The organism is Vibrio sp. A1-b2, from assembly GCF_021726015.1.
Classification (GTDB): Bacteria; Pseudomonadota; Gammaproteobacteria; order Enterobacterales; family Vibrionaceae; genus Vibrio; species Vibrio diazotrophicus.
This window is the reverse complement of the sequence record NZ_JAKKCI010000006.1, coordinates 20706-42567: the sequence shown is the minus strand read 5'-3', so window position 1 is coordinate 42567 and position 21862 is coordinate 20706. Positions and strand designations below refer to the sequence as shown.

Below are 21862 nucleotides of genomic sequence, written 5' to 3'. Positions count from 1 at the left end.
CAATTAGGAAAATAAAAATGACAACCGAAAACGCGGCTCGTAAGTCCGATCTTGTCTATCAACTCAATGACAGACCACCTTTGCCACACACTTTATTCGCTGCTCTTCAGCACCTGCTAGCTATGTTTGTAGCTGTTATCACGCCATCCCTTATTATTTGCCAAAGTTTGGGCGTACCAGCAGCAGAAACAAACACCATCATCAGCATGTCACTGTTTGCCTCAGGTGTGTCTTCTTTCATTCAGATTCGAACCATTGGTCCTATCGGCTCTGGCTTGTTATCCATTCAAGGCACCAGCTTTAACTTCTTAGGTCCAATTATTGGTGCTGGCTTAGCGCTTAAAGCTGGCGGCGCAGATATTCAAACTATGATGGCCGCTATTTTCGGTACCATCCTTGTTGCTTCCTCTGCTGAAATTCTGCTTTCTCGTGTATTGGAATTCGCTCAGCGCGTTATCACTCCGCTAGTATCAGGCATTGTGGTGACATTGATCGGTTTGACACTGATTCAAGTAGGCTTAGTCTCTATGGGTGGTGGTTACGCAGCGATGGGTGACGGCACTTTTGGCAGCCTAGATAAACTTGCACTTGCGGGAACCGTTCTTGCCATCATCGTTCTGCTTAACCGCGCTCGCAACCCATACATTCGCGTAGCGTCTATTGTGATTGCGATGGTTGTTGGCCTCGCCTTGGCTTATTTCATGGGTATGGTTGATACCAGCAAAATGAGTGACACAGCGCTTATCGCTCTGCCTGTACCAATGCAATATGGCTTAAGTTTCGACTGGTCGCTGTTTATTCCATTGGTGCTGATTTTCCTAATCACGGCATTGGAAGCGATCGGAGATATTACCGCTACATCTGAAGTTTCTGGTGAACCAGTGAAAGGTCCGGTTTACATGAAGCGTATCAAAGGTGGTGTATTGGCAGATGGTCTCAACTCTGCACTTGCTGCGGTATTCAACAGCTTTCCGAACTCAACCTTTAGTCAGAACAATGGTGTGATTCTACTGACTGGCGTTGCTAGCCGCTACGTAGGTTACTTTATCGCTGGTATGTTAGTGCTGCTAGGTTTGTTCCCAGGAGTGGCTAGCTTTGTACAGCTGATTCCAGAACCGGTATTAGGCGGAGCGACCATCGTAATGTTCGGGACTATCGCCGCAGCGGGTATTCGCATCATCGCTCGTGTGGATTTAGATCGCCGAGCAATTCTGATCATGGCTCTGTCATTTTCTATGGGTCTTGGCATTGCTCAGAAACCAGAAATTCTGCAGTTCATGCCTGACTTTGTGAAAAGCATTTTCTCGACAGGTGTTGCCGCTGGCGGTATCACAGCAATTTTGTTGAACCTTTTGCTACCAGAAACGAAACCAGCAAGAAAAGAACAGCCAGAACAAGAGCTTGAACAAGCTTTAGATTCGTAATCTGTAATCTTGAAATAAGAAAAAGGCTCGCATTTATACGAGCCTTTTTCTTTCGTATTCAGTTGATTAGTTACTTAGTTGGAAAACTAATCTGAGCACGTAGGCCACCTTCGCTGCGATTACTCACCACAACTGAGCCACTGTGCTGGCTGATAATACGTTTAACAATGGCTAACCCCAAACCAGTGCCTTCACTACCCCGAGCCGTATCGCCACGAGTAAAAGGTTCAAACACCTTATTCACCTGACTTGGTTCAATACCAGGGCCGTTATCCTCAACGCACACCCAAACCATACTGTTGTCCGCAGTCACGCCAGAGCTGACTCTCACCCAGCCGTTACCGTAACGAACGGCATTCACCACCAAGTTACTGACCGCACGCTTAATCGCGATGGGGTTACCAAACGCATTCGCTTTGCCTTTGTGCAGTTCGACTTCGATTTGAACTTCGTATCCCCCTTCAGAGCTTGCCACGTCCTGCGCAATATCATTCACGTTGACGACTTCGAAGGTCTGCTTATTCACTGGCTTTAAATAATCCATAAACTGGCTGATAATCTCATTGCACTCTTCAGTGTCACTGATGATCCCTTCTGCCAGATAGCTGTCTTCCGGTGACATCATTTCTGTGGCAAGACGAATACGAGTGAGCGGTGTACGCAAGTCGTGACTGATACCCGCCATCAACAAGGCTCTATCTTCTTCCAAAGCCTGAATGCCTTTTGACATCTGATTGAATGCTCTCGTTACTGAGCGAATTTCAGAAGCGCCTCTTTCAGGCAATGGCGGCGGAACCTCCCCGCGGCCAACAGCTTGTGCCACTTTTTCCAAAGCGATTAGCGGCCTGTTCTGCATCCGGATAAACAACCAGCCGCCAAAAATAATCATTAATGCCATGATAATGCTGTTACGGAATAGAGGAGAAAAATCTTTTTCACGTAACTCAGATAAAGGAATTCGAAGTAATTGTCCCGGTATCGCCTCGATTTTCATCCACAAAACATAACTTTCTGCACCAGACATCATACGAACTTCCGTGGGCGAACCCAGTTCCAGACTCATATCTTCGCTCATTAGATCAATACTAACTGCATGCTCAAATTCACTGGCAATTGGGCTGTCTTCAGGATGAATGGTCACCCCAAGTTGTTCGAGAACACGACGACGTAAAAGTGCATCCATCGGCACGCCCGTATCTTGATTGACCGTATCATCAAGCATCAGGTTGATTTCATGACTGAGGATTTTGTTGAACTGCTTTAAGCTTGGCATCAGCGCGTAATTAAAAACGGCGTAATACGAGTAAACCTGACTGGCAATGAGCAGGCTTAAAAAGAGAAGAATGGATTGAGTAAACGAGCTACGAATACGCATATTTTGCCTATGTTTTTATCGACGAGTTGTTCAAACTGCTTTGACAGACCGGTGTGACATACAGCCCGAAGTCACATACTGATTGTTGCAGACAGAGGTTTACCGTCAGGCGCGCCTAGAGAAGAGAGATAACACGCGCCATTGAGTTTAATCAGCCGACGCGTGGATACAGCAGCATAAGTTAAACTTACGCTTAGTTTAATTTACCGTCGGGAACGAATACATAACCTAAGCCCCACACAGTCTGAATGTAGCGTGGTTTGCTTGGGTCAACTTCCAGCATACGTCGTAAACGTGAAATTTGTACGTCAATTGAGCGTTCCATTGCTGAATATTCACGACCACGAGCCATGTTCATCAACTTATCACGAGATAACGGCTCACGCGCATTCATTACCAGCGCTTTCAGTACGGCGAATTCACCTGAGGTCAAAGGCATTGGCTCTTCACCACGGAACATTTCACGGGTACCTAGGTTCAGACGGAATTCACCGAACTCGACCAACGACTCTTCAGAGCTTGGCGCTCCCGGCGCTTCAATAGTCTGACGACGCAATACCGCTTTAAGGCGCGCTAATAGCTCACGCGGGTTAAAAGGCTTGGTCAGGTAATCATCCGCACCAATTTCTAAACCAACGATACGGTCGATCTCATCGCCTTTTGCAGTCAGCATCAGAATAGGAATCATATTGTTTGAATTGCGCAGACGACGACAGATAGATAATCCGTCTTCCCCAGGCAACATCAGATCAAGCACCATGATATGGAAGGTTTCACGAGTTAATAGGCGGTCCATTTGCTCACTGTTCGCAACACTTCTAACTTGGAAGCCTTGCTCAGATAAGTAACGTTCCAACAGCGCACGCAGACGTGCATCGTCATCGACCACTAAGACTTTAAAGTTTTCTTGCATTTACGCCCTACCTATTTCGTTATTCGACCCCATACACTTCTGGGATAGTGAAATGTAACACCGTTCTGACGAAAGTAATTCAAAGAATTGTTAACGTTTATTTCTTTTTTAGCTAATGTAGCAGCCAGTTGCAATTACCATAAGTCAGGAACATGAAGACAAACCTTATTACACGTGAAGGCTTTGATCGTCTAAAAAAAGAACTGGATACATTATGGCGCGAAGAACGCCCTGAAGTAACAAAAAAAGTGACTTGGGCAGCCAGCCTAGGTGACCGCAGCGAGAACGCTGACTACCAGTACAACAAGAAACGATTGCGTGAAATAGACCGTCGTGTTCGATACCTGCGCAAACGTCTTGAGCAGGTGAAAGTCGTCGACTACTCACCTCAACAGGAAGGCAAAGTGTTCTTTGGCGCTTGGGTAGAGATTGAAAATGAGAATGGCGATTCAAAAGCATTTCGTATAGTCGGTCCTGATGAAATCTACGGCGATGCGAAAGGTTATATTTCCATTGATTCGCCTATGGCTCGTGCACTGCTGAAAAAAGAGGTGGACGATGAGTTTGTTGTTCACACACCTGAAGGACCGAAAGAGTGGTTTGTAAACTCTATTCGCTACCAAGATTAATATTTTCAAACAGTGAAGCCGCATATAGTTCAAGACTGGAAATTTCGGCTTCACAGCCCCATATAGCCCTATTAGTACCAATGAATTAAAGAGATCTACGGATGAGCAAAGCTATCTGCCAATTGATTGCCAATGAGCTAAACGTTCGCTCAGAGCAAGTCATCGCAGCCGTCAACCTAATTGATGATGGCAACACAGTTCCTTTTATCGCTCGTTACCGTAAGGAAGTGACTGGTGGTCTGGATGATACCCAACTGCGTACTCTGGATAGTCGCCTCTCTTATTTGCGTGAACTTGAAGACCGCCGTCAAACCATTCTTAAATCGATTCAGGATCAGGGTAAACTGACACCTGAATTAGAGAAAGCCATTTCTGAAACCGACAGCAAAACCCGCCTTGAAGATCTGTATCTGCCATACAAACCAAAACGTCGAACCAAAGGTCAGATCGCGATCGAAGCAGGTTTAGAACCTTTAGCAGACAAGCTTTGGAATGAGCCACAGACAGACCCAGAATCTGAAGCTGCGCGCTATATTGCCGTAGATAAAGGTATCGAAGACACCAAAGCGGCTCTGGACGGTGCTCGCGCCATCATCATGGAACGTATTGCTGAAGATGCTGACTTGCTGGAGAAAATCCGCCGTCACTTGACTCGTAATGCTGAGCTGGTTTCTCGCGTGGTTGCAGGAAAAGAGCAAGAAGGTGAGAAATTCAAAGACTACTTTGAGCACCAAGAGCCTGTGAGCAAAGTGCCGTCTCACCGCGCGTTGGCAATGCTTCGAGGACGTAACGAAGGTTTCTTAACTCTGACTCTAAATGCAGATCCAGAGCTTGAAGAAACCGCACGTCAGTCTCATTGTGAAACCATTATTGCGGAACATTACGGCATTCATTTGAGCCAAGCACCAGCAGACACATGGCGCAAGCAAGTCATTAGCTGGGCATGGCGTATCAAGGTTTCTATGCATATGGAAACCGAGCTAATGGGCACAATGAAAGAGCGTGCTGAGATCGAAGCAATCAACGTCTTCGCAACTAACCTGAAAGACCTGCTCATGGCGGCACCTGCTGGCCCTCGCGCTACCTTAGGTTTAGACCCGGGTTTACGAACTGGCTGTAAAGTGGCGGTGGTTGATTCAACCGGTAAAGTGCTTGCGACCGATACCATTTACCCGCACCAACCGCAAAACCAATATGACCGTGCAATGCAGACTGTGTCGGCATTAGTCAAAAAACATAACGTAGATTTGATTGCGATTGGTAACGGTACTGCTTCTCGTGAAACCGATGCCTTTGCGGCTGAGATGATCAAACGTGATGGTCTGAAAGTGCAAAAAATCATGGTCAGCGAAGCGGGCGCTTCGGTTTATTCTGCCTCTGAGTTAGCAGCAAAAGAATTTCCGAATATGGATGTGTCTTTGCGCGGTGCAGTATCAATTGCTCGTCGTCTACAAGACCCTCTGGCTGAGTTGGTGAAAATTGATCCGAAATCAATCGGTGTCGGTCAATATCAGCACGATGTGAGCCAATCTCTATTGGCAAAACGTCTGGACGCGGTTGTTGAAGACTGTGTAAACGCCGTCGGCGTAGATGTGAATACCGCTTCTCCAGCTCTGTTAACTCGTGTTGCTGGCCTTTCAACTGTGCTAGCGCAGAACATTGTCGACTACCGTGATGAAAATGGTCGTTTCAATGCCCGTACTGATCTTAAGAAGGTCGCACGTTTAGGACCTAAAGCTTATGAGCAGTGTGCTGGCTTCTTGCGCATTATGAATGGCAAGAACCCGCTTGATGCATCAGCAGTGCACCCTGAAGCCTATCCTGTGGTGAAAAACATTGCTGAAAAAAACAAGCAAGACATTAAAGCTTTGATTGGTAACAGTGATTTCCTCAGTCGTTTACGTGCCGTGGATTACACCGATGAAAACTTTGGTGTGCCAACCGTTAGCGACATCATTAAAGAGCTTGATAAGCCGGGACGCGACCCTCGTCCTGAGTTTAAAACAGCCACTTTTGCTGATGGTGTTACCAAAGTTTCTGATCTTGAACCGGGTATGGTGCTGGAAGGCGTCGTGTCTAACGTGGCGAACTTTGGTGCCTTTGTGGACATTGGTGTTCACCAAGATGGCTTAGTGCATATCTCTGCGCTGACCGATCGTTATGTATCCGATCCACGTGAAGTGGTGAAAGCTGGCGATATCGTTAAAGTCAAAGTGATGGAAGTAGATGTCCAGCGTAAACGTATCGCGCTTTCTATGCGCCTGAACGATGAACCGGGTCAAGACAGTCGTCCAGCTCGATCTGACAACGCTCAGCCAAGGAACGATCAACCTAAGGGGAATCAACCTAGAGGCAATCAACCACGCGGAAACAACCGTTCTTCCCAAGGGAATGGATCTGTTCGTGGTCGTAATGAATCTCAAGGTGGTGGATATAATAGCGCCTTTGCAGACGCTTTTGCTAAAGCGAAGCGCTAACACTGATAGGTGAACACGTAGCGCGAATTCGAATCAAAAGAGTTAAGCTCTACAAATAAAAATCCCCATCGCATTTGCTATGGGGATTTTATTTTGTCTGCTGAGAAATGACGATATTCATAATATCGCGATCACTTCTGACGGAATATTTGGCGCTACAGCGTGACCATAGTGATACTTAATTACAGTACGCCTTCGAGCCATTTTTCCAGCAGTTACCGCATCATCAATGACACGTTTCGGTAAACGAAACCGCATTGCATAGCCTTTACCCTGCTCTTCACTATATGTGGCGAGTGCTAACAGCTCAAATAGCCTATCTAGTTCGCTGTGTCGCTCTTCTTGATAAGAGGATTGTGCTTCATGTTCAGTCACCACATCATAATCTGGATGCTCTGACGGATCCCACGACGCCCGCTTTCGCCTTTTATCATCAGCTCTTACATTACGTTCCGAGTTGGTTTTAACCAGCTCAACGGTCGGCATCACAGGCTCTCGAACTTTATTATCTCGAGCAACCTGTTCAGTCTGAACGTTCACTGATGGGGCGATAAGTGGCACACTAACGTTAGTCGGTGACACAATCATAGCCGAAACCTCCTCAGTATCGCCCAGCCCAATAAAACAGAGCTCTACTTTGTTTCATCGGGTTAGCTTATTTATCGACCAATCCGTGTAAATATTTAGCACAAAAAGAAAACATATTCATATCAGACAGCTAGCTTCTTTTTAACTATTAACTACGGGCAAATGTGATCAACTGCTGACAGAAAGCATCCAGTTCGGTCATAAATGGTGCGTGGGAAGATTCGGTGAAAATGTATTGTTCGCTGTGTGGTACAACTTGCTGCAAGTCTTGAGCGACTTTAATTGGTACCAGACCGTCTAAACGCCCGTATAAGCGCAACATAGGAACAGAAATATGAGGCAGTTGTTCACGTAAATCGACATCAGCCAGCATCTTGAGCCCTGCAAGCAAAGCGTTAGGGTTAGGAGTAGGACGAGACAACACCGCTTGCTTCAGCGTCTTTACATCTTGTCTTGCGGAAGGGCTACCCATTGCCTGCAAAGCCATAAAGCGCTCAATGGTGAGTTGGAAATCTTCAACCAACTGATCCGTAAATGCCGCAAGCACATTGGGTTGAATGCCTCGCCATGGTTTTTCTGCTGCAAACTTTGGTGAAGAGGCAACTGTCACCAGCTTGCTGACGTAATCGCTATGATGAAGCGCCATATGGGTCGCGACGAGTCCACCAAGTGACCAACCAATCCAAATCGCACTTTTAGGTGCCTGAACCATCAGAGCCTGAGCGATCTCTTCAAGGTTTTCAGCATGACAATTTGCACTGTGACCATATCCCGGTAGATCGACAACGTGAACACGAAACTGAGTCTCAAGAACATCTACTGTTTGTTGCCAAACTGCGCCATTCATTCCCCAGCCATGCACTAATACGATGTCTGTCCCACTACCACTGACTTGCCAGTACAACTCTGAAGTCATAGTCACACTCTCTCCTACTTTATTCATTCAATCCATTTTACAGAAGGCACAAGGTATTTATTCCTTCTTTTTGAGGCAAAAAGCATGTTATCCGATTGGTTTCAAAAAGCTACGCTGTTGAAATTCAAGAGCAAGACCGCCCATTGGCTATTTCCGCAATGCCCCATTTGTAAGTTGCCATTAAATAACGAAGATCCTTACGGTGTCTGTTCTGCCTGTGAGGTTTGGTATGCCTCTACACCTCGCTGCCAACGTTGCGGTTTAGCGACGCTGACACCCGTAGACATGTGTGGTCAATGCCTTTCAAAACCACCACCTTGGCACAGATTGTATTGTATCGGTGATTATCAGTTCCCGTTAAGCAATAGTATCCATCAGCTCAAATATCAGCGTCAGTTCTGGCAAGCGCAACCGCTCGCGAAACGTCTCTCAGAATGTATTGATACTCCGGCTCCCGTGATAACCAGTGTCCCCTTGCATTGGCAGCGATATCTGCGCAGAGGGTTTAATCAAAGTGACCTGATTGCCAAACACTTGGCAGCATATCTGGGAGTTAAACATCAAACGAAACTGTTTTGCCGAGAACTCAACACCCAATCACAGCAGGGACTAAGCAAGGCTCAACGTAAACGTAATTTAACTAAAGCCTTTCGTCTCAACGCTCATCCCAACAGCCTTCATGTTGGAATCGTAGACGATGTTGTCACCACAGGGAGTACTGTGCAGCATTTATGTCAACTGCTACTTGAAGTGGGCGTCGAAAGGATTGATATTTACTGCATATGCCGCACTCCAGAGCCAGAAGATCATAAGTAAAGCCCTCGCTTGAAATCAAAAGGGCTGGATTCTTCTAATCACAGGAGTAGAATGGTGACCAAATAACCTACAAATGCACTCAGGTATTCGTCGTGTCAAATATTAACACTATAACTATCACTGAATCAGCTCAGTCTCACTTTGCAAAACTGCTTTCTCAGCAACCTGAAGGCACAAACATTCGTGTTTTTGTCGTAAACCCAGGAACACAAAACGCTGAATGTGGCGTTTCTTACTGCCCACCAGAAGCGGTTGAAGCTACTGATACTGAGATTCCATTTAACGAGTTCTCTGCTTATGTTGACGAGCTAAGCCTACCTTTCCTTGAAGATGCGCTGATTGATTTTGTTACCGACAAAATGGGATCACAGCTAACGCTGAAAGCACCAAACGCGAAAATGCGTAAAGTGTCTGACGATGCAAGTCTGATTGAGCGTGTTGAATATGCGATTCAAACTCAAGTGAACCCACAACTTGCAGGTCACGGCGGCCACGTTAGCCTAGTTGAAATCACCGATGAAGGCGTTGCAATTGTTGCCTTTGGTGGCGGCTGTAACGGCTGTTCAATGGTCGATGTCACCTTAAAAGAAGGTATTGAGAAAGAGCTACTGGCTCAGTTCGAAGGTGAACTTACTGCCGTTCGCGACGCAACAGAGCATGACCGTGGTGACCACTCATACTACTAATGAGTCACGACAGAAAAGCTGATGCCAACAAGCATCAGCTTTTTTTATTTCCAGCGGTTTCTTCTTTCCAACAGGTTTTATTTCTGTCAGCGATGAAAGTGATATTTTAAGTTGAGACATTTTCTCATATAGTAAGAAAACTAATGCAGTGAAGGAGTAAGTGAATGTCATCCAAATTACCGGAGATTCTCGCCAAGAACGTAGTGGCTAAGTCAAAGCTATTTTCTATCGAAGCACTCGATCTTCGTTTTTCAAATGGAGAACAACGCACTTACGAACGAATGAAGCCCAGCGGCCGGAATGCCGTGATGATGGTTCCTGTGACCGAGCAAGGTGACCTGTTATTAGTCCGCGAATACTGTGCCGGAACAGAGCGCTATGAATTAGGCTTTCCAAAAGGTCTGATTGATCCGGGAGAAACTGCCGAAGCAGCAGCAAACCGTGAAATGAAAGAAGAAGTTGGCGTCGGCGCACACAAACTTACCGCGTTAAAAGAAGTGGTACTGGCTCCCTCTTATTTTTCGAGCAAAATGACGCTCTTTATTGCACAAGATCTATACTCTGAACAATTGGAAGGTGATGAACCCGAGCCTCTTCAAGTGGTTCGCTGGCCTTTAGCCCAAGCTGAAGAGCTGCTTACTCATATAGATTTCTGTGAAGCTCGCAGTATCACCGCCCTGATGCTTACTCTGCGTTACTTACAATAATTACCGCCAGAGTTATAGGAAAGATTATGCCAACAGCCAAAGATCTCTCTCATCTATTACCAGACGTCATCGAAATTGCTCGCTCTGCCGGTCAACTGATCCTCGATATCTACGAGAAAAAATCTTACCAAGCCTTTACGAAGAAAGACGAAACCCCTGTCACCAGCGCAGACCTAGCTGCACACAAACTGGTGATGGAACGTTTGAAAGAGTTAACACCGGATATTCCAATTCTCTCTGAAGAAGACGCAGATATCAGTTTGCAAACTCGTGAGACTTGGCAGAGATACTGGCTGGTAGATCCGTTAGATGGTACTCAAGAGTTCATCGCTCGCAGCGGCGATTTCGCTACGATTATTGCTTTAGTTGAACACAACAAACCAGTGATGGGTGTGGTCTATGGCCCAGTGTCAGGCGTGACTTATTACGCTTATGCTGGCAAAGGGGCATGGAAAATTCCTGATATGTCTGAAAGCCTGCGCATCCGTACTCACACCCATGAACTGCCTAACCAGTCGATTGCGATTGCGATTAGTCGTCGCCAGGACATCAACCGCATCACCAGCAAACTCAGCAGTGCTTGGAACTATGATTTAGTACCTTTGGGTTCTGCCGCGCTAAAAGCGTGCTTAGTGGCGGAAGGCGCGGTGGACTGTTACTTACGCTTGGGTCCAACCGGTGAGTGGGATACCGCAGCGACACAATGTATTGTTGAAGAAGCTGGCGGACGTATTTTAAATACCAACCTAAAACCGCTTTCATACAATGAGAGAGAAACCTTGGAGAATCCGAATTTCATCGTGTTAGGCGATGCGGACCTTCCTTGGGATAAAATATTGAAATGCTAATCAAGCGAGTTTGAAGTTAAAAAGGCGAGAACCCAGTTCTCGCCTTTTGCACATTTGCCACAATACATTTTAGGTTAGCTATAAGCGACCTTGACGCTTAAACGCATAACGACCTTGTGCATCAGGCTTAGGCAACCATTTAAGTTGCTGTGCTAACTGCTGAGGAAATTCTGCACCCACCTTAAACCAGCCATCAGACTGATAAGTTCGGTCAGGATTCAACTGAGCTGAAAATTCGCTGTTCACTTGAGCACTCTCTTGGCTGCCCTTGAGCTTCAACGTATTCCCACTGCACTCTAAATCCGCAATCACTTGTGCCAACTCTAACGAGCCTAGTGGCGACTCCACATTGGCGGAACTCCACGCGATTGCGCCCTGAGCAGTTGAACAAAATGGCGCTTGATAAAGGTACTCTTTGATCGATAGTTCCAACTGGCCTTGAGCGACAATAGGAACAGCCATCGGCATTTGTTGAAGAGCCACATCCGCTGGAATAGAAACCAGTGTATTCTCAGCATAAAGACCCGCTAAGCCATAACCAATCGTACCTTTTCCACGTAAACTCAGTTCACTGCCACGGCCAAAGCGGACCTCCGCTTCAGCTTTTGCCTCAAGCAAAGCCGAAGGTTTAAACTGCCAACTCACCTCACCGAAGTTGCGATTCTGCCAACGTACTTGCTCCGCTCGACCTTGCCATATAGAACCTTGAACTCCAGTTACCTGCATTTGCGAAGGTAATGGCAGGTGCTTAAACACAAACTGTGCAGGAAGGTGAACGAAAGCACTGGTGACGAATACCGCAACAAACACCATCCCGTAGCCAACAACTTTTTTCAACTTAACCGCCTCGTTTTAACTGTAAGCGCTGCACTTCAACCACACCGGCTTGTTTGCCGCGTTTGATATCCATAAAATCCACATCCACACCTTGCTGCTCTTTAAGGTAAGCAACCCAAGCAACCAGTTGAGTAAACGGAACAGGTTGTATCCACACCTGCATCATCTCTCCGCGAGGCTGCATGCGAATTAGCTCAATCTTAAATTGACGAGTAGAGGTCGTGATCACTTGATTCAGCGGCGTAGAAGTTCGCACCACACCACCTTGTTTACGCAAAGCCGTTATTTTATCTGCACTGTCAGTAACCCAAGTCAGCAGTTGCTTCTCAGTTTGAATTCGGTTTTGGGCTTGTACACTTCGCTCGTTGAGCGGCTGTAATACTCCCCAAAAAATAATCGCAACGGTCACTAAAAATCCGCAGATCGATACCATCACCTTTTCACGATGATTAATGCTTTGCCACCAATGTTGAAGTGGCGCTATTACTTTATTCGCTATTTGCTCACTCATTGCCAACACCTACTTCTGCTTCAACACAAATGAACCCGCAACCACATCGCCATTTTTGTTCACTTGACCTTGTTCAACAACAAACTGCTCTGCCAATTTCACTCTCGCTTGTTCAAAGCTTTGGAAATCTTTACTGGTGGCTTCTAGTCGAACTTCACCACGATTGCTATCGAACTTAATACTTTGCAGTTCCATGCCCTGAATACTTCTCAGCGTTGCTGGCAGTGGTGTCAACCATTGCAAAACAGAACCCTGAGCGCTTCCACCTTGCAGAGCATTCAGCTCTTCATTCATAAGGCGCTTCAGATAGCTCACTGTGGGGATTTTCTCTCGCTCAGGAAACACAACACGGAATATGCGTTCACTTTCCGCACGATAAGTCTGAACTTGTTGCTCAAGGCGGTGAGTTTCTAAAAGCTTATAGCCAATAAGCACAGCAAGGAACACAAGCGCAGCGTACGCCGCTTTCCGCCAAATACGCCAATACTTCATAGAGGAAGATTTCACTCTAAAGCTGCCCGTTAACATATTCACTTTGCTTTGCAGAGCCTGCTCAGTCAGTAATTGCATGACTAATGGCGAAGGTGTGAAATGCCAATCTTGACCATCAGCTAAGCCAAGTTCTGGTAGAGGCGTATAAGCAGTTAAAGGTAAAAAGTTGTCACCCTCTTTGACCCAGTCAGATTGACTAAATAACTCCAGCCACTCGCTATCAACGCAAATCCCCTGAGAGTCACCTTTGCGGATCAGCCACTCTTTTCCCAACTGTACTGCTGCTAACCCTTGCTGGACAGGCACGGTAAGTACATCAGGAATTACGCGTTTGACCGTCATGCCCAACGAAGCAAGTTCATCAATACAAGATTGTAAGAAATCGCGGTCAATACCAGCCACTTCGACGATATTTCCTGTCTTTTTCAGGATACTAAAGTGCATATCGTCAACATCTTGAGCCACTTCATCTTCAATCAGATAAGGCAGCATGGATTCAATTTTGCGATTTGCACCAGCGGGAATTTCCACTTGGCTCAGAACCACATCACTAGCCGACATCAAGACAATGATTGAACGCTGTTCAGCGTATGAACTCAGTTGTTCAAGTTGTTCCCAACCTGAAATTTCTCCGCTCGCAATCACTTCTTGCTGTACTGAAGACCACACCAACCAAGGGATAATGGCTTCTTTTTGACTACTCAGCCGAACGGTCAGAAACTCGCTCACTGATCCCTCCAAAGCGACGGCGAACCACCGTTGCAGTTTCTCGATTATCACTAAAAAACAGGCTGCGAAGTCTCACGCGCGCCTCATCCACTAACACTTGTACATCTAATTCAAAATACTGACTATCGACGGTTAAATAACCTTTAGCCTGATCGATGACACTCTCGCCTGTCGCAACGATTTGAGCCTCAGCTAAAAATGCATCAACACTGGCCCATCCATCAAAAGGACGATTTTTCAGCACCGCTTCCGCATTCGATTCAGATAAATTCGGACTGAACATCGCCGTTAATAACTGAGCATGTTCAGGAGCCAATGTATTCACATTTAATCGCCAGTCATCACTGGGTAATGCGCACACATAAGGAGCCACTTTCAGCATCACATCTCCACTGACTTGTTGAATAGCACGTAACTCGCTGCTATCGGCAATCAAGCTGTTGGCACTCATGTAAGCCGGTGACATTGACTCATAGTAGCTGTCTTCTACGCCGTAAGTGGTTTGTACTCGGTTATCGCTGTCAACGAACTCTCTTGTGGAATCTGCGATTACTTCCGCCGAATAATTATCCACTTCTAGCGTCTCAAGCAGTGTCTGCCAAACACGCAGAGGATAGGGCTTAGTGTTGGCACCTGAGCTGGATTCAATCGAACCCAACACATTGAGATTGAAGCAGGCTTGTTTATCGTAAATGCGCCCGCGCAACTGACCATAATCCAACGGATAAGTTTGCTCTTCTAACGCCCATACCTGACTCAAGTTAATCGTATCGCTATCCTTGTAACTCTGTTCAATCGCGACACTCGCCAAACCTTCTGCGCCTACACTATACCAATAGGCTTGCTGGTAGCTCACTTGATGGCTAGCACGTTGAAACTGAGTAAACAATCTCTCTGACATGGTCGCCGCAATAGAAACCATAATAACCAGCAGTAGCAATACAACAATCAGTGCAACGCCGTGTTGAGAGCGACGATGTTTAGAAGAACCTCGGTGCGCTCGATTTTGCTGCACATGGGTTTGTGGTGCACGGGCTTGCGGCATACCGTTACGAAGCATCTTCGCCCCCTAGCACAACGCCGCCAGCCACTAAATAGATACGCTCAATCTCACCGTAATCTTTTAATGTCAATTTCACTGCGATGGCATTCGGTAACACCATTTTCTGCTCCCAAATGTCGCTCCATTTGCCGTCGTAATAGAAACGCATGCTCCAGCTATCTACTTGGGTCAGTATTGGCGTAACAATACCTTCTTGTCCTACTGGCGAATCCGGATAACGCCACCAAATTTTTTCCAGTACTCCGTCTCTGATGCGATAAGCAACTTTAGCTACTTCACCACGGGGAAACTGTTGCTGTGGGTTACTCCAACCTAAACGGGTAAATATGATTCCCTTTTGATCCGATCCCAATAGGGCATCTTGCCAAATCAAAAACTGCTTACTTGGTTCATCACCTTGAGTACGAAATTGACGCGCCGCAATTTGGCGAAAATCTGCATCCATAAGCACAACAGCTCGATTGATTTCATTCAGCCGTGTTGTTCGCTGTTGTGAAAGCTCATTGCTGCGTTGTACCTGATTTAAAACCTGGTAAGCACCGACACTCAAACTGGCAAAAATAGCGATAGCCACCAACACTTCAATCAGCGTAAAACCGTTATTTCGCATTCTTCTACTTCGCGACATAACTTCTCACCGTTGTTATAGGGCTTGCGGTTTCTTCTGCCGATACACTGATATCAAAAGCTCGTAAGTAGCCGCTGGAAGTATCGATAGGAGTGACTTTCCAATACCAAGTTCGTCCCGCCAGAGACTCTGTGCCTTTTTTTGCTCGCAGTTCGTTTGGAGCCAGCATCACCAAAGCCATCTGATTGTCTATCACCATGGAAGCAAACGTCTTTTCTTCCAGATATTGAACCGTATTAATGTGTTGACTCACCGCTCTTATCACACTGACCGCCGCGGTAGCAAAAATGGCTAACGCAACTAACACCTCAAGCAAAGTAAAGCCTTTATGCTTTTTCATCTTGCTCTCCCGGTGCAAATAAACGTATTTGCCCATTTTCTTCAACGACAATACGCCAGCTCTCAGTAGGTGACTGCTTTGGATGAATACTGACCACAAATGGCGTCACTTCACCGCTCGATAAAATGAAGACTTGTGGCGGCGGAAGCTGCTTTTTCTCGGCAAACATCTCTTGATCAAACAAAGGTTCCGGATCAAACATTTGCTCATCCTTAACCCAAGCATTACCACCCAGCTGAAAATCGATCACTAACTCAGAAGGGAGCTTCAACTCGGAACCAAACTTGCGTTTTTCAAGCATCTTCCAGCCATCCTCAGATAACTCAACAAAGAGAAAAGCACGGTTTAGATCATCGACTCTCAAACCAAAATCACGGCCACTTAAAATAGCTTCTTCATTGATAAGCTGAATTCGCTGAAACAGACTCTGCGCTGCCAGCTTGGCTTCATCTTTGTGCGAAACCGGAAATGTGGCAATAACGGCAACGGTACTGACCGATATCAGTACGAGCACCAACAGTATTTCCAGTAATGTAAAGCCGCGAGATTGCTTCATGAAAGAAAAGCGGGGGCTACCGCCCCCTGTCCTTAGTTATCGGTGTTATTGAAAATCCTGAATATTCCAGTTACCAATATCGGCGTTTGCGCCTTCTCCGCCTTCCTGACCGTCGGCACCTAGAGAGAAAATATCAATAGCACCATTGTCACCTGGGCTTAAATATTGATAGTCGTTACCCCAAGCGTCTTTTGGTAAACGACGAATATAGCCACCATCACGATAGTTACGAGGCTCAGGGCTAGATGGTTTGGTCACCAACGCCTCTAAACCTTGGTCTGTAGTTGGATAAACGCTGTTATCGAGTTTATACATATCCAGAGCATTCTCTAATGCGACAATATCCGTCACAGCTTTTTGCTGATCCGCTTTTTCTTTATTGCCCATTAAGTTGGGTACCACAAGGCTTGCCAAAATACCCAAGATCACAATAACCACCATGATTTCTAAAAGAGTGAAACCAGCCTGCGTTTTATTACGTTTTTTCATTTCTGCTCCGTTTCGCAAATTTGTATTTCTTGTATTTGCTAAAAATAACACTCAGCTACTCATCAAAAGCCAAGAAAGTGTTATCTCGTCATTAAATTGTTCATTTCTAGGATAGGCATTAATGTCGCCATAACGATAAACAGCACCATCCCTGCCATCACCGCAATCAGCGCTGGTGTAAATATGCCTAATGCAATGTTCACCGTTGATTCGAAATTGGCATCTTGGTTATCAGCAGCCCGAGTCAGCATGCTCTCCAACTCACCACTTTGTTCACCACTGGCAATCATATGCAGCATCATTGGCGGGAAAAGTTTGCTTTCCGTTAGTGCCCTTCTAAGGCTAATACCTTCTCGAACCTTGTCTGCTGCAATAGTGACCTGGTGCTTAGCATAGTGGTTTGGCATCACATCCACCGCGATTCTCATACCGTCTAAAATGGGAATGGCACTGGAAGCGCATATCGACAAGGTGCGAGAAAAACGGGAGGCATTTAAACCTCGAACAATCTTGCCAATCACTGGCCAATGCATCTGTTTTTTGTCCCAACCCATGCGTACATCCGGCTTACGCAGCATCCACTTGCACAGAGAGAAGATCGCAATTCCACCGAACAGTACTGCTAGCCCCCAGTTTTGTACGAACTCGCTCGCTGAGAGCAAAAACTGAGTCGACGCTGGCAATTGTTGATTCATCTGAACAAATTGGCCGACAATTTTCGGTACTACCGACGCTAAAAGGAAGGCAACAATACCTACTGCAAACACAACCAACACAATTGGATAAATCATGGCTTGCAGAAGTTTCGACTGCAATTTTTGGCGGTTTTCGGCGTAGTCCGCCAAGCGTTCTAGAACTGAATCTAAATGACCTGATTTTTCTCCGGCCGCTACCATAGAGCGGAACAGATCATCAAACACGTGAGGATAGTCGCTGAAACTATCTGCCAATGTATGGCCTTCGGTCACTTTTGAGCGAACAGCCAAAAGCATGTTTCGAATATGCGGCTTTTCGGCTTGCTCTGACACAGCCATCAAACAGTCAGCCAATGGCATTCCAGACTGAACCAGAGTTGAAAGCTGGCGGGTAATCAACGCTAAACCGGCAGTGCTTATGCCTTTTTTAAAGCTGAAAGAAGAGGCTCGTGCACGCTGTGATTTCACTTTGGTTTCAACCACTTCCACGGGCACTAAGTTTTGTTCTTTCAGACGTTGGCGAACCTGACGAGCACTGTCACCTTCAATGACTCCGGCTTTGTTTCGCCCTTTCTCATCAAGAGCTTTATATTCAAACGCCGCCATTATGACTCCTTGGTCACTCTCATCACTTCTTCCAGTGATGTGATGCCTTGAATCACTTTATCCAAACCATCTTGACGAATACTTGGCGTGTAATCGCGAATGTGTTTTTCTATCGCTTGTTCACCCACCTCGTCGTGTATTAGAGCCTGCACTTTGTCATCCACCAGCAACAACTCGTGAATGCCAGTTCTTCCGCGATATCCCTTGTAATTACAATGTGAGCAGCCAGTAGCTCGATAGAGTGTCAGTTGAGACTTTTTCTTCACGCCACACAGTTTTTTCTGTGACTCATCCGCTTCATAAGCTTGTTTACAGTCAGGGCACAATGTACGCACCAAACGTTGTGCAAGTACACCCAGCAACGAAGAAGAGAGTAAGAATGGCTCAATACCCATATCACGTAAGCGCGTAACAGCACCGATTGCGGTATTGGTATGCAAAGTGGACATCACTAAGTGACCGGTTAACGAGGCTTGAACAGCAATTTGGGCTGTTTCTAGGTCACGAATTTCTCCGACCATCACCACATCGGGGTCTTGTCGTAAAATTGCCCTTAAGCCACGAGCAAAAGTCATATCGACTCTAGGGTTTACCTGTGTCTGCCCAATGCCGTCAATATCGAATTCAATCGGATCTTCTACGGTAAGGATATTGCGCTCATTTGAGTTAATCTCCTGCAAACCTGCATACAAGGTCGTCGATTTACCAGAGCCAGTAGGACCAGTGACCAGCAAGATGCCATGCGGCCTTTCTATCAGTTTGCGGAAACTCTCTTGGATGGTTTGTGTCATGCCCAAGCTATGCAGATCCAAACGCGTAGCGTTCTTATCCAACAAACGCATCACCACACGTTCTCCGTGGGAAGACGGCATAGTCGAAACACGAACATCCACAGCTCTGCCGCCGATACGTAAGGAAATGCGACCATCCTGAGGAACACGTTTTTCGGCAATGTCGAGTTTCGCCATGACCTTGACACGGGAAACCAACAGTGGTGCTAATTTACGGCTCGGACTTAATACTTCACGCAGCACACCATCCACACGGAAACGAATCGATAATGATTTTTCAAACGTTTCGATATGGATATCGGATGCGCCTTCTTTGATTGCCTCACCCAGCATAGCGTTAATCAATTTAATGATAGGCGCATCATCGTCCGACTCGAGCAAGTCTTCACTTTGAGGAAGCTCTTCCGCCAATGAGAAGAAATCGTCACTGTCGGCACCGATATCTTCCATCAACTGACGAGCTTCAGAAGAGTCACGCTGATATACCTGAGTGAGTTTGCTTTCAAACTCGCTGGCATTCAGTTCTACTAACTGAAAATGACCACGCACAACACGCTTCACTTCCGCGAGAGCAGAGATCGAAACTGGCGCGACGTAATAGACTGAAACCGAAGTCTGGCTCCACTCCAAAACCATCTTGAAGCGGTTGGCAAAGCTAAACGGCAATCGTCGAACAATGGATGTGGACGCCACTACCTCTGTCATTGCTTCGCTTCCATCTGACCGGAATTGATTTGATCAAGAAATGCTTGGATTTCCGCTGGATGGCGGCGATCTTCACCAAACTTAGGCAATACTGGAATATTATTGTTATCCATCAGTTTTAAGCCTTCTTCGGCTTTAAATAGCTGTTCGGCACGGATGTAATTGTATTTACGCTGAGTAATACCATCCGCCGTCATACCATCGCGGATGATGGTTGGCTTGATAAACACCATCAGGTTTTTCTTTTCAACCTGAGTACTGGTTGATTTAAACAAATAGCCCAGCACTGGAATATCTCCCAGAAATGGCACTTTGGATTCACTTTCCAAGGCTCTTTCGTCAATCAGACCGCCCAGTACCAACATCTGACCATCTTGAACCATTACTGAGGTATTTAACTGACGTTTTGCAAAACGTACGTCTACAGCGCCATTCGCACCTAAAACGTTAGAGACTTCTTGTTCAATCTTCAGTTGGACCGAATCCCCTTCGTTAATCTGAGGAACGACTTTAAGCTTGATACCGACTTCTTTACGATCAACCGTCTGAAATGGGTTATCGTTATTTGAACCAGATGTCGAGCCTGTTAATACCGGAACTTCTTCACCAACGATAAAAGAAGCTTCACCGTTGTCCATCACGGTAATACTTGGTGATGACAGAATGTTGGAGTTGGAATCGCTTGATACTGCACTGAGTAAAGCCGTCCAATCGCCCATCATAATGCTGACGGCAGCACCGTTAATTCCCGACAGAGCTGAAGCCAATGTGCTGTAATCGCCAGAAGTTGTTGAATCATAAGGACGACGATTACCCGCTGAATCGTAATAGTATTCGGTAGTTGTCTTATCTTTCGCTTCTTCCAGACCAACCATTACATTACCGATTGAAGCACCAGTGTTGCCATACTGAATAACAGAACCGCTTTCCAGCGAACCCCATTGAACACCAAGGTTGATGCCGTCACCTTCTGACATTTCAACGATCAAAGCTTCAATAAGTACCTGAGCACGACGAATATCTAGCTGAGCAATCACATCCAGCATCGCATTCATAATGTCTTGCGGTGCAGTAATCACCAGTGAGTTGGTGCCAGCATGAGCCGAGATCATAACATCTTTGTTTTTTGAACTGCTGCTATTGCCAGTTTGATCTTTCGCTTGAAGGTTATCGGAAACACCTTTAAGAACATCAACCAACTCTTCCGCTTTCGCGTATTTCAAATACACAACGCGGTTGTTGCCTTTGGTTGCCATCTCAACATCAAGCTGCTTGATTAATTGTCTTAGGCGTTGACGAACTTTAGGGTCGCCAGAAATGAGAATCGAGTTGGTACGATCGTCAGCCACCAGCTTAGGCTGTAAAAATTCAGGTGTGTTTTTCGCATCGGTGGTTTTATTCAACGCTTCGACAATACGAACCATTTCAGCCGCTGAAGCGTTTTTGAGTTCAACCACTTCAATGTCTTTATCTCCCGCTTGGTCAACACGGCGCACTATCTCAGCCAGACGATTCACCACCGCAGCACGACCTGTAATCAAAATGATATTCGCAGGATCATAATGCACTACGTTGCCAGCACCTGCGTTATCAATCAGCTGACGCAGTAATGGCGAAAGCTCTCGAACGGATACGTTTTTAACCGCAACCACTTGAGTCACAACACTATCGCCAGATGCTCGGTCATTATCCCCTAAAACCGGAACTGGCGATGTTTTGGCATCTTTTGCTTTGACGATTTTAAGGACACCGTTATCCATTTCGATCACGGCGAAACCATACACCTCAAGGACATTTAAAAAGAAGCTGTAATATTGTTCTTCATTGAGTGTGTCATAGCTGCGCACATCGATTTTCCCTCGCACCGAAGGATCAACAATGATGGTTTTTTCAAGGTTACGACCAACGATGTTGACGAACTCTTGAATATCAGTGCCTTTAAAGCTCGCACTAAATTCACTGGCTAATACTGCAGGTGAAATCAATAAGCTGCTGGCAATCAGCCACGCACTTTTTTTAAGCCAATGTTTCACAAATACTC

General features: G+C 46.1%; 22 protein-coding genes. 7 read left to right on the top strand and 15 right to left on the bottom strand.

Features of this window, described 5'->3' with window-relative positions; genetic code table 11:
- Positions 1 to 17: 17 nt before the first annotated feature.
- A complete protein-coding gene (locus L3V23_RS13890) occupies positions 18 to 1424 on the top strand; it encodes a uracil-xanthine permease family protein (RefSeq protein WP_042484872.1) in 1407 nt (468 codons plus the stop codon).
- Between the two features lie 70 nt (positions 1425 to 1494).
- Here L3V23_RS13890 and envZ read toward each other — a convergent pair whose 3' ends face one another.
- Positions 1495 to 2799 carry a two-component system sensor histidine kinase EnvZ gene (envZ, locus tag L3V23_RS13885; RefSeq protein WP_102953929.1) on the bottom strand — a complete coding sequence of 435 codons (1305 nt, stop codon included), beginning with the start codon at positions 2797 to 2799 and terminating at the stop codon, positions 1495 to 1497.
- Positions 2800 to 2992: 193 nt separating this feature from the next.
- Positions 2993 to 3712 (bottom strand): two-component system response regulator OmpR, encoded by a 720-nt coding sequence (gene ompR, locus L3V23_RS13880; RefSeq protein WP_042484867.1) that lies wholly within the window; start codon positions 3710 to 3712, stop codon positions 2993 to 2995.
- Positions 3713 to 3864: 152 nt separating this feature from the next.
- Between ompR and greB the strand changes: the two genes are divergently transcribed.
- Positions 3865 to 4341, top strand: coding sequence for a transcription elongation factor GreB (greB, locus tag L3V23_RS13875; protein ID WP_042484864.1), 477 nt, complete (start codon positions 3865 to 3867; stop codon positions 4339 to 4341).
- Between the two features lie 101 nt (positions 4342 to 4442).
- Entirely contained in the window at positions 4443 to 6818 is a 2376-nt protein-coding gene (locus L3V23_RS13870; RefSeq protein WP_102966350.1) for a Tex family protein, read from the top strand.
- 117 nt (positions 6819 to 6935) lie between these two features.
- On the opposite strand, the gene L3V23_RS13865 is transcribed toward L3V23_RS13870, so the two are convergent.
- Both L3V23_RS13865 and bioH read right to left on the bottom strand, forming a co-directional pair.
- Positions 6936 to 7406, bottom strand: coding sequence for a hypothetical protein (locus tag L3V23_RS13865; protein ID WP_042484858.1), 471 nt, complete (start codon positions 7404 to 7406; stop codon positions 6936 to 6938).
- Positions 7407 to 7554: 148 nt separating this feature from the next.
- A complete protein-coding gene (gene bioH / locus L3V23_RS13860; protein ID WP_042484855.1) occupies positions 7555 to 8322 on the bottom strand; it encodes a pimeloyl-ACP methyl ester esterase BioH in 768 nt (255 codons plus the stop codon).
- Between the two features lie 84 nt (positions 8323 to 8406).
- Between bioH and L3V23_RS13855 the strand changes: the two genes are divergently transcribed.
- From L3V23_RS13855 to cysQ, 4 genes are all read left to right on the top strand, one after another.
- Complete coding sequence (locus L3V23_RS13855) at positions 8407 to 9138, top strand: ComF family protein (protein WP_042484852.1); 732 nt, start codon at positions 8407 to 8409, stop codon at positions 9136 to 9138.
- Between the two features lie 101 nt (positions 9139 to 9239).
- The gene (gene nfuA, locus L3V23_RS13850; RefSeq protein WP_042485419.1) at positions 9240 to 9824 is read left to right on the top strand and encodes a Fe-S biogenesis protein NfuA; all 585 of its coding nucleotides are present in this window, start codon (positions 9240 to 9242) and stop codon (positions 9822 to 9824) included.
- A gap of 164 nt (positions 9825 to 9988) precedes the next feature.
- Positions 9989 to 10531, top strand: coding sequence for an ADP compounds hydrolase NudE (nudE, locus tag L3V23_RS13845; protein WP_042484849.1), 543 nt, complete (start codon positions 9989 to 9991; stop codon positions 10529 to 10531).
- A gap of 26 nt (positions 10532 to 10557) precedes the next feature.
- A complete protein-coding gene (gene cysQ, locus L3V23_RS13840) occupies positions 10558 to 11379 on the top strand; it encodes a 3'(2'),5'-bisphosphate nucleotidase CysQ (RefSeq protein WP_042484848.1) in 822 nt (273 codons plus the stop codon).
- Between the two features lie 78 nt (positions 11380 to 11457).
- Here cysQ and L3V23_RS13835 read toward each other — a convergent pair whose 3' ends face one another.
- From L3V23_RS13835 to gspD, 11 genes are all read right to left on the bottom strand, one after another.
- Complete coding sequence (locus L3V23_RS13835; protein WP_042484845.1) at positions 11458 to 12216, bottom strand: type II secretion system protein N; 759 nt, start codon at positions 12214 to 12216, stop codon at positions 11458 to 11460.
- Between the two features lies 1 nt (position 12217).
- Positions 12218 to 12727 carry a type II secretion system protein M gene (locus tag L3V23_RS13830; protein WP_042484844.1) on the bottom strand — a complete coding sequence of 170 codons (510 nt, stop codon included), beginning with the start codon at positions 12725 to 12727 and terminating at the stop codon, positions 12218 to 12220.
- Positions 12728 to 12736: 9 nt separating this feature from the next.
- Positions 12737 to 13948: a type II secretion system protein GspL gene (gene gspL / locus L3V23_RS13825; RefSeq protein ID WP_042484842.1), complete on the bottom strand. Its 1212-nt coding sequence runs from the start codon at positions 13946 to 13948 to the stop codon at positions 12737 to 12739.
- Positions 13917 to 15008 carry a type II secretion system minor pseudopilin GspK gene (gene gspK, locus L3V23_RS13820; RefSeq protein WP_258006840.1) on the bottom strand — a complete coding sequence of 364 codons (1092 nt, stop codon included), beginning with the start codon at positions 15006 to 15008 and terminating at the stop codon, positions 13917 to 13919. The genes gspL and gspK overlap by 32 nt, the downstream gene beginning before the upstream one ends.
- Positions 14998 to 15639, bottom strand: a complete 642-nt coding sequence (gene gspJ / locus L3V23_RS13815; RefSeq protein WP_102966351.1) for a type II secretion system minor pseudopilin GspJ — start codon at positions 15637 to 15639, stop codon at positions 14998 to 15000. Before gspJ ends, gspK begins: the two co-directional genes overlap by 11 nt.
- Entirely contained in the window at positions 15626 to 15979 is a 354-nt protein-coding gene (gene gspI / locus L3V23_RS13810; RefSeq protein WP_102953922.1) for a type II secretion system minor pseudopilin GspI, read from the bottom strand. The genes gspJ and gspI overlap by 14 nt, the downstream gene beginning before the upstream one ends.
- Positions 15966 to 16535 carry a type II secretion system minor pseudopilin GspH gene (gene gspH / locus L3V23_RS13805; RefSeq protein WP_102966352.1) on the bottom strand — a complete coding sequence of 190 codons (570 nt, stop codon included), beginning with the start codon at positions 16533 to 16535 and terminating at the stop codon, positions 15966 to 15968. The genes gspI and gspH overlap by 14 nt, the downstream gene beginning before the upstream one ends.
- 45 nt (positions 16536 to 16580) lie before the next feature.
- Positions 16581 to 17024, bottom strand: a complete 444-nt coding sequence (gene gspG / locus L3V23_RS13800) for a type II secretion system major pseudopilin GspG (protein ID WP_042484831.1) — start codon at positions 17022 to 17024, stop codon at positions 16581 to 16583.
- 80 nt (positions 17025 to 17104) lie between these two features.
- Positions 17105 to 18325: a type II secretion system inner membrane protein GspF gene (gspF, locus tag L3V23_RS13795; protein WP_102966353.1), complete on the bottom strand. Its 1221-nt coding sequence runs from the start codon at positions 18323 to 18325 to the stop codon at positions 17105 to 17107.
- Positions 18325 to 19821 carry a type II secretion system ATPase GspE gene (gene gspE / locus L3V23_RS13790; RefSeq protein ID WP_102966354.1) on the bottom strand — a complete coding sequence of 499 codons (1497 nt, stop codon included), beginning with the start codon at positions 19819 to 19821 and terminating at the stop codon, positions 18325 to 18327. The genes gspF and gspE overlap by 1 nt, the downstream gene beginning before the upstream one ends.
- Complete coding sequence (gene gspD, locus L3V23_RS13785) at positions 19818 to 21854, bottom strand: type II secretion system secretin GspD (RefSeq protein ID WP_102966355.1); 2037 nt, start codon at positions 21852 to 21854, stop codon at positions 19818 to 19820. Before gspD ends, gspE begins: the two co-directional genes overlap by 4 nt.
- Positions 21855 to 21862: the final 8 nt, after the last annotated feature.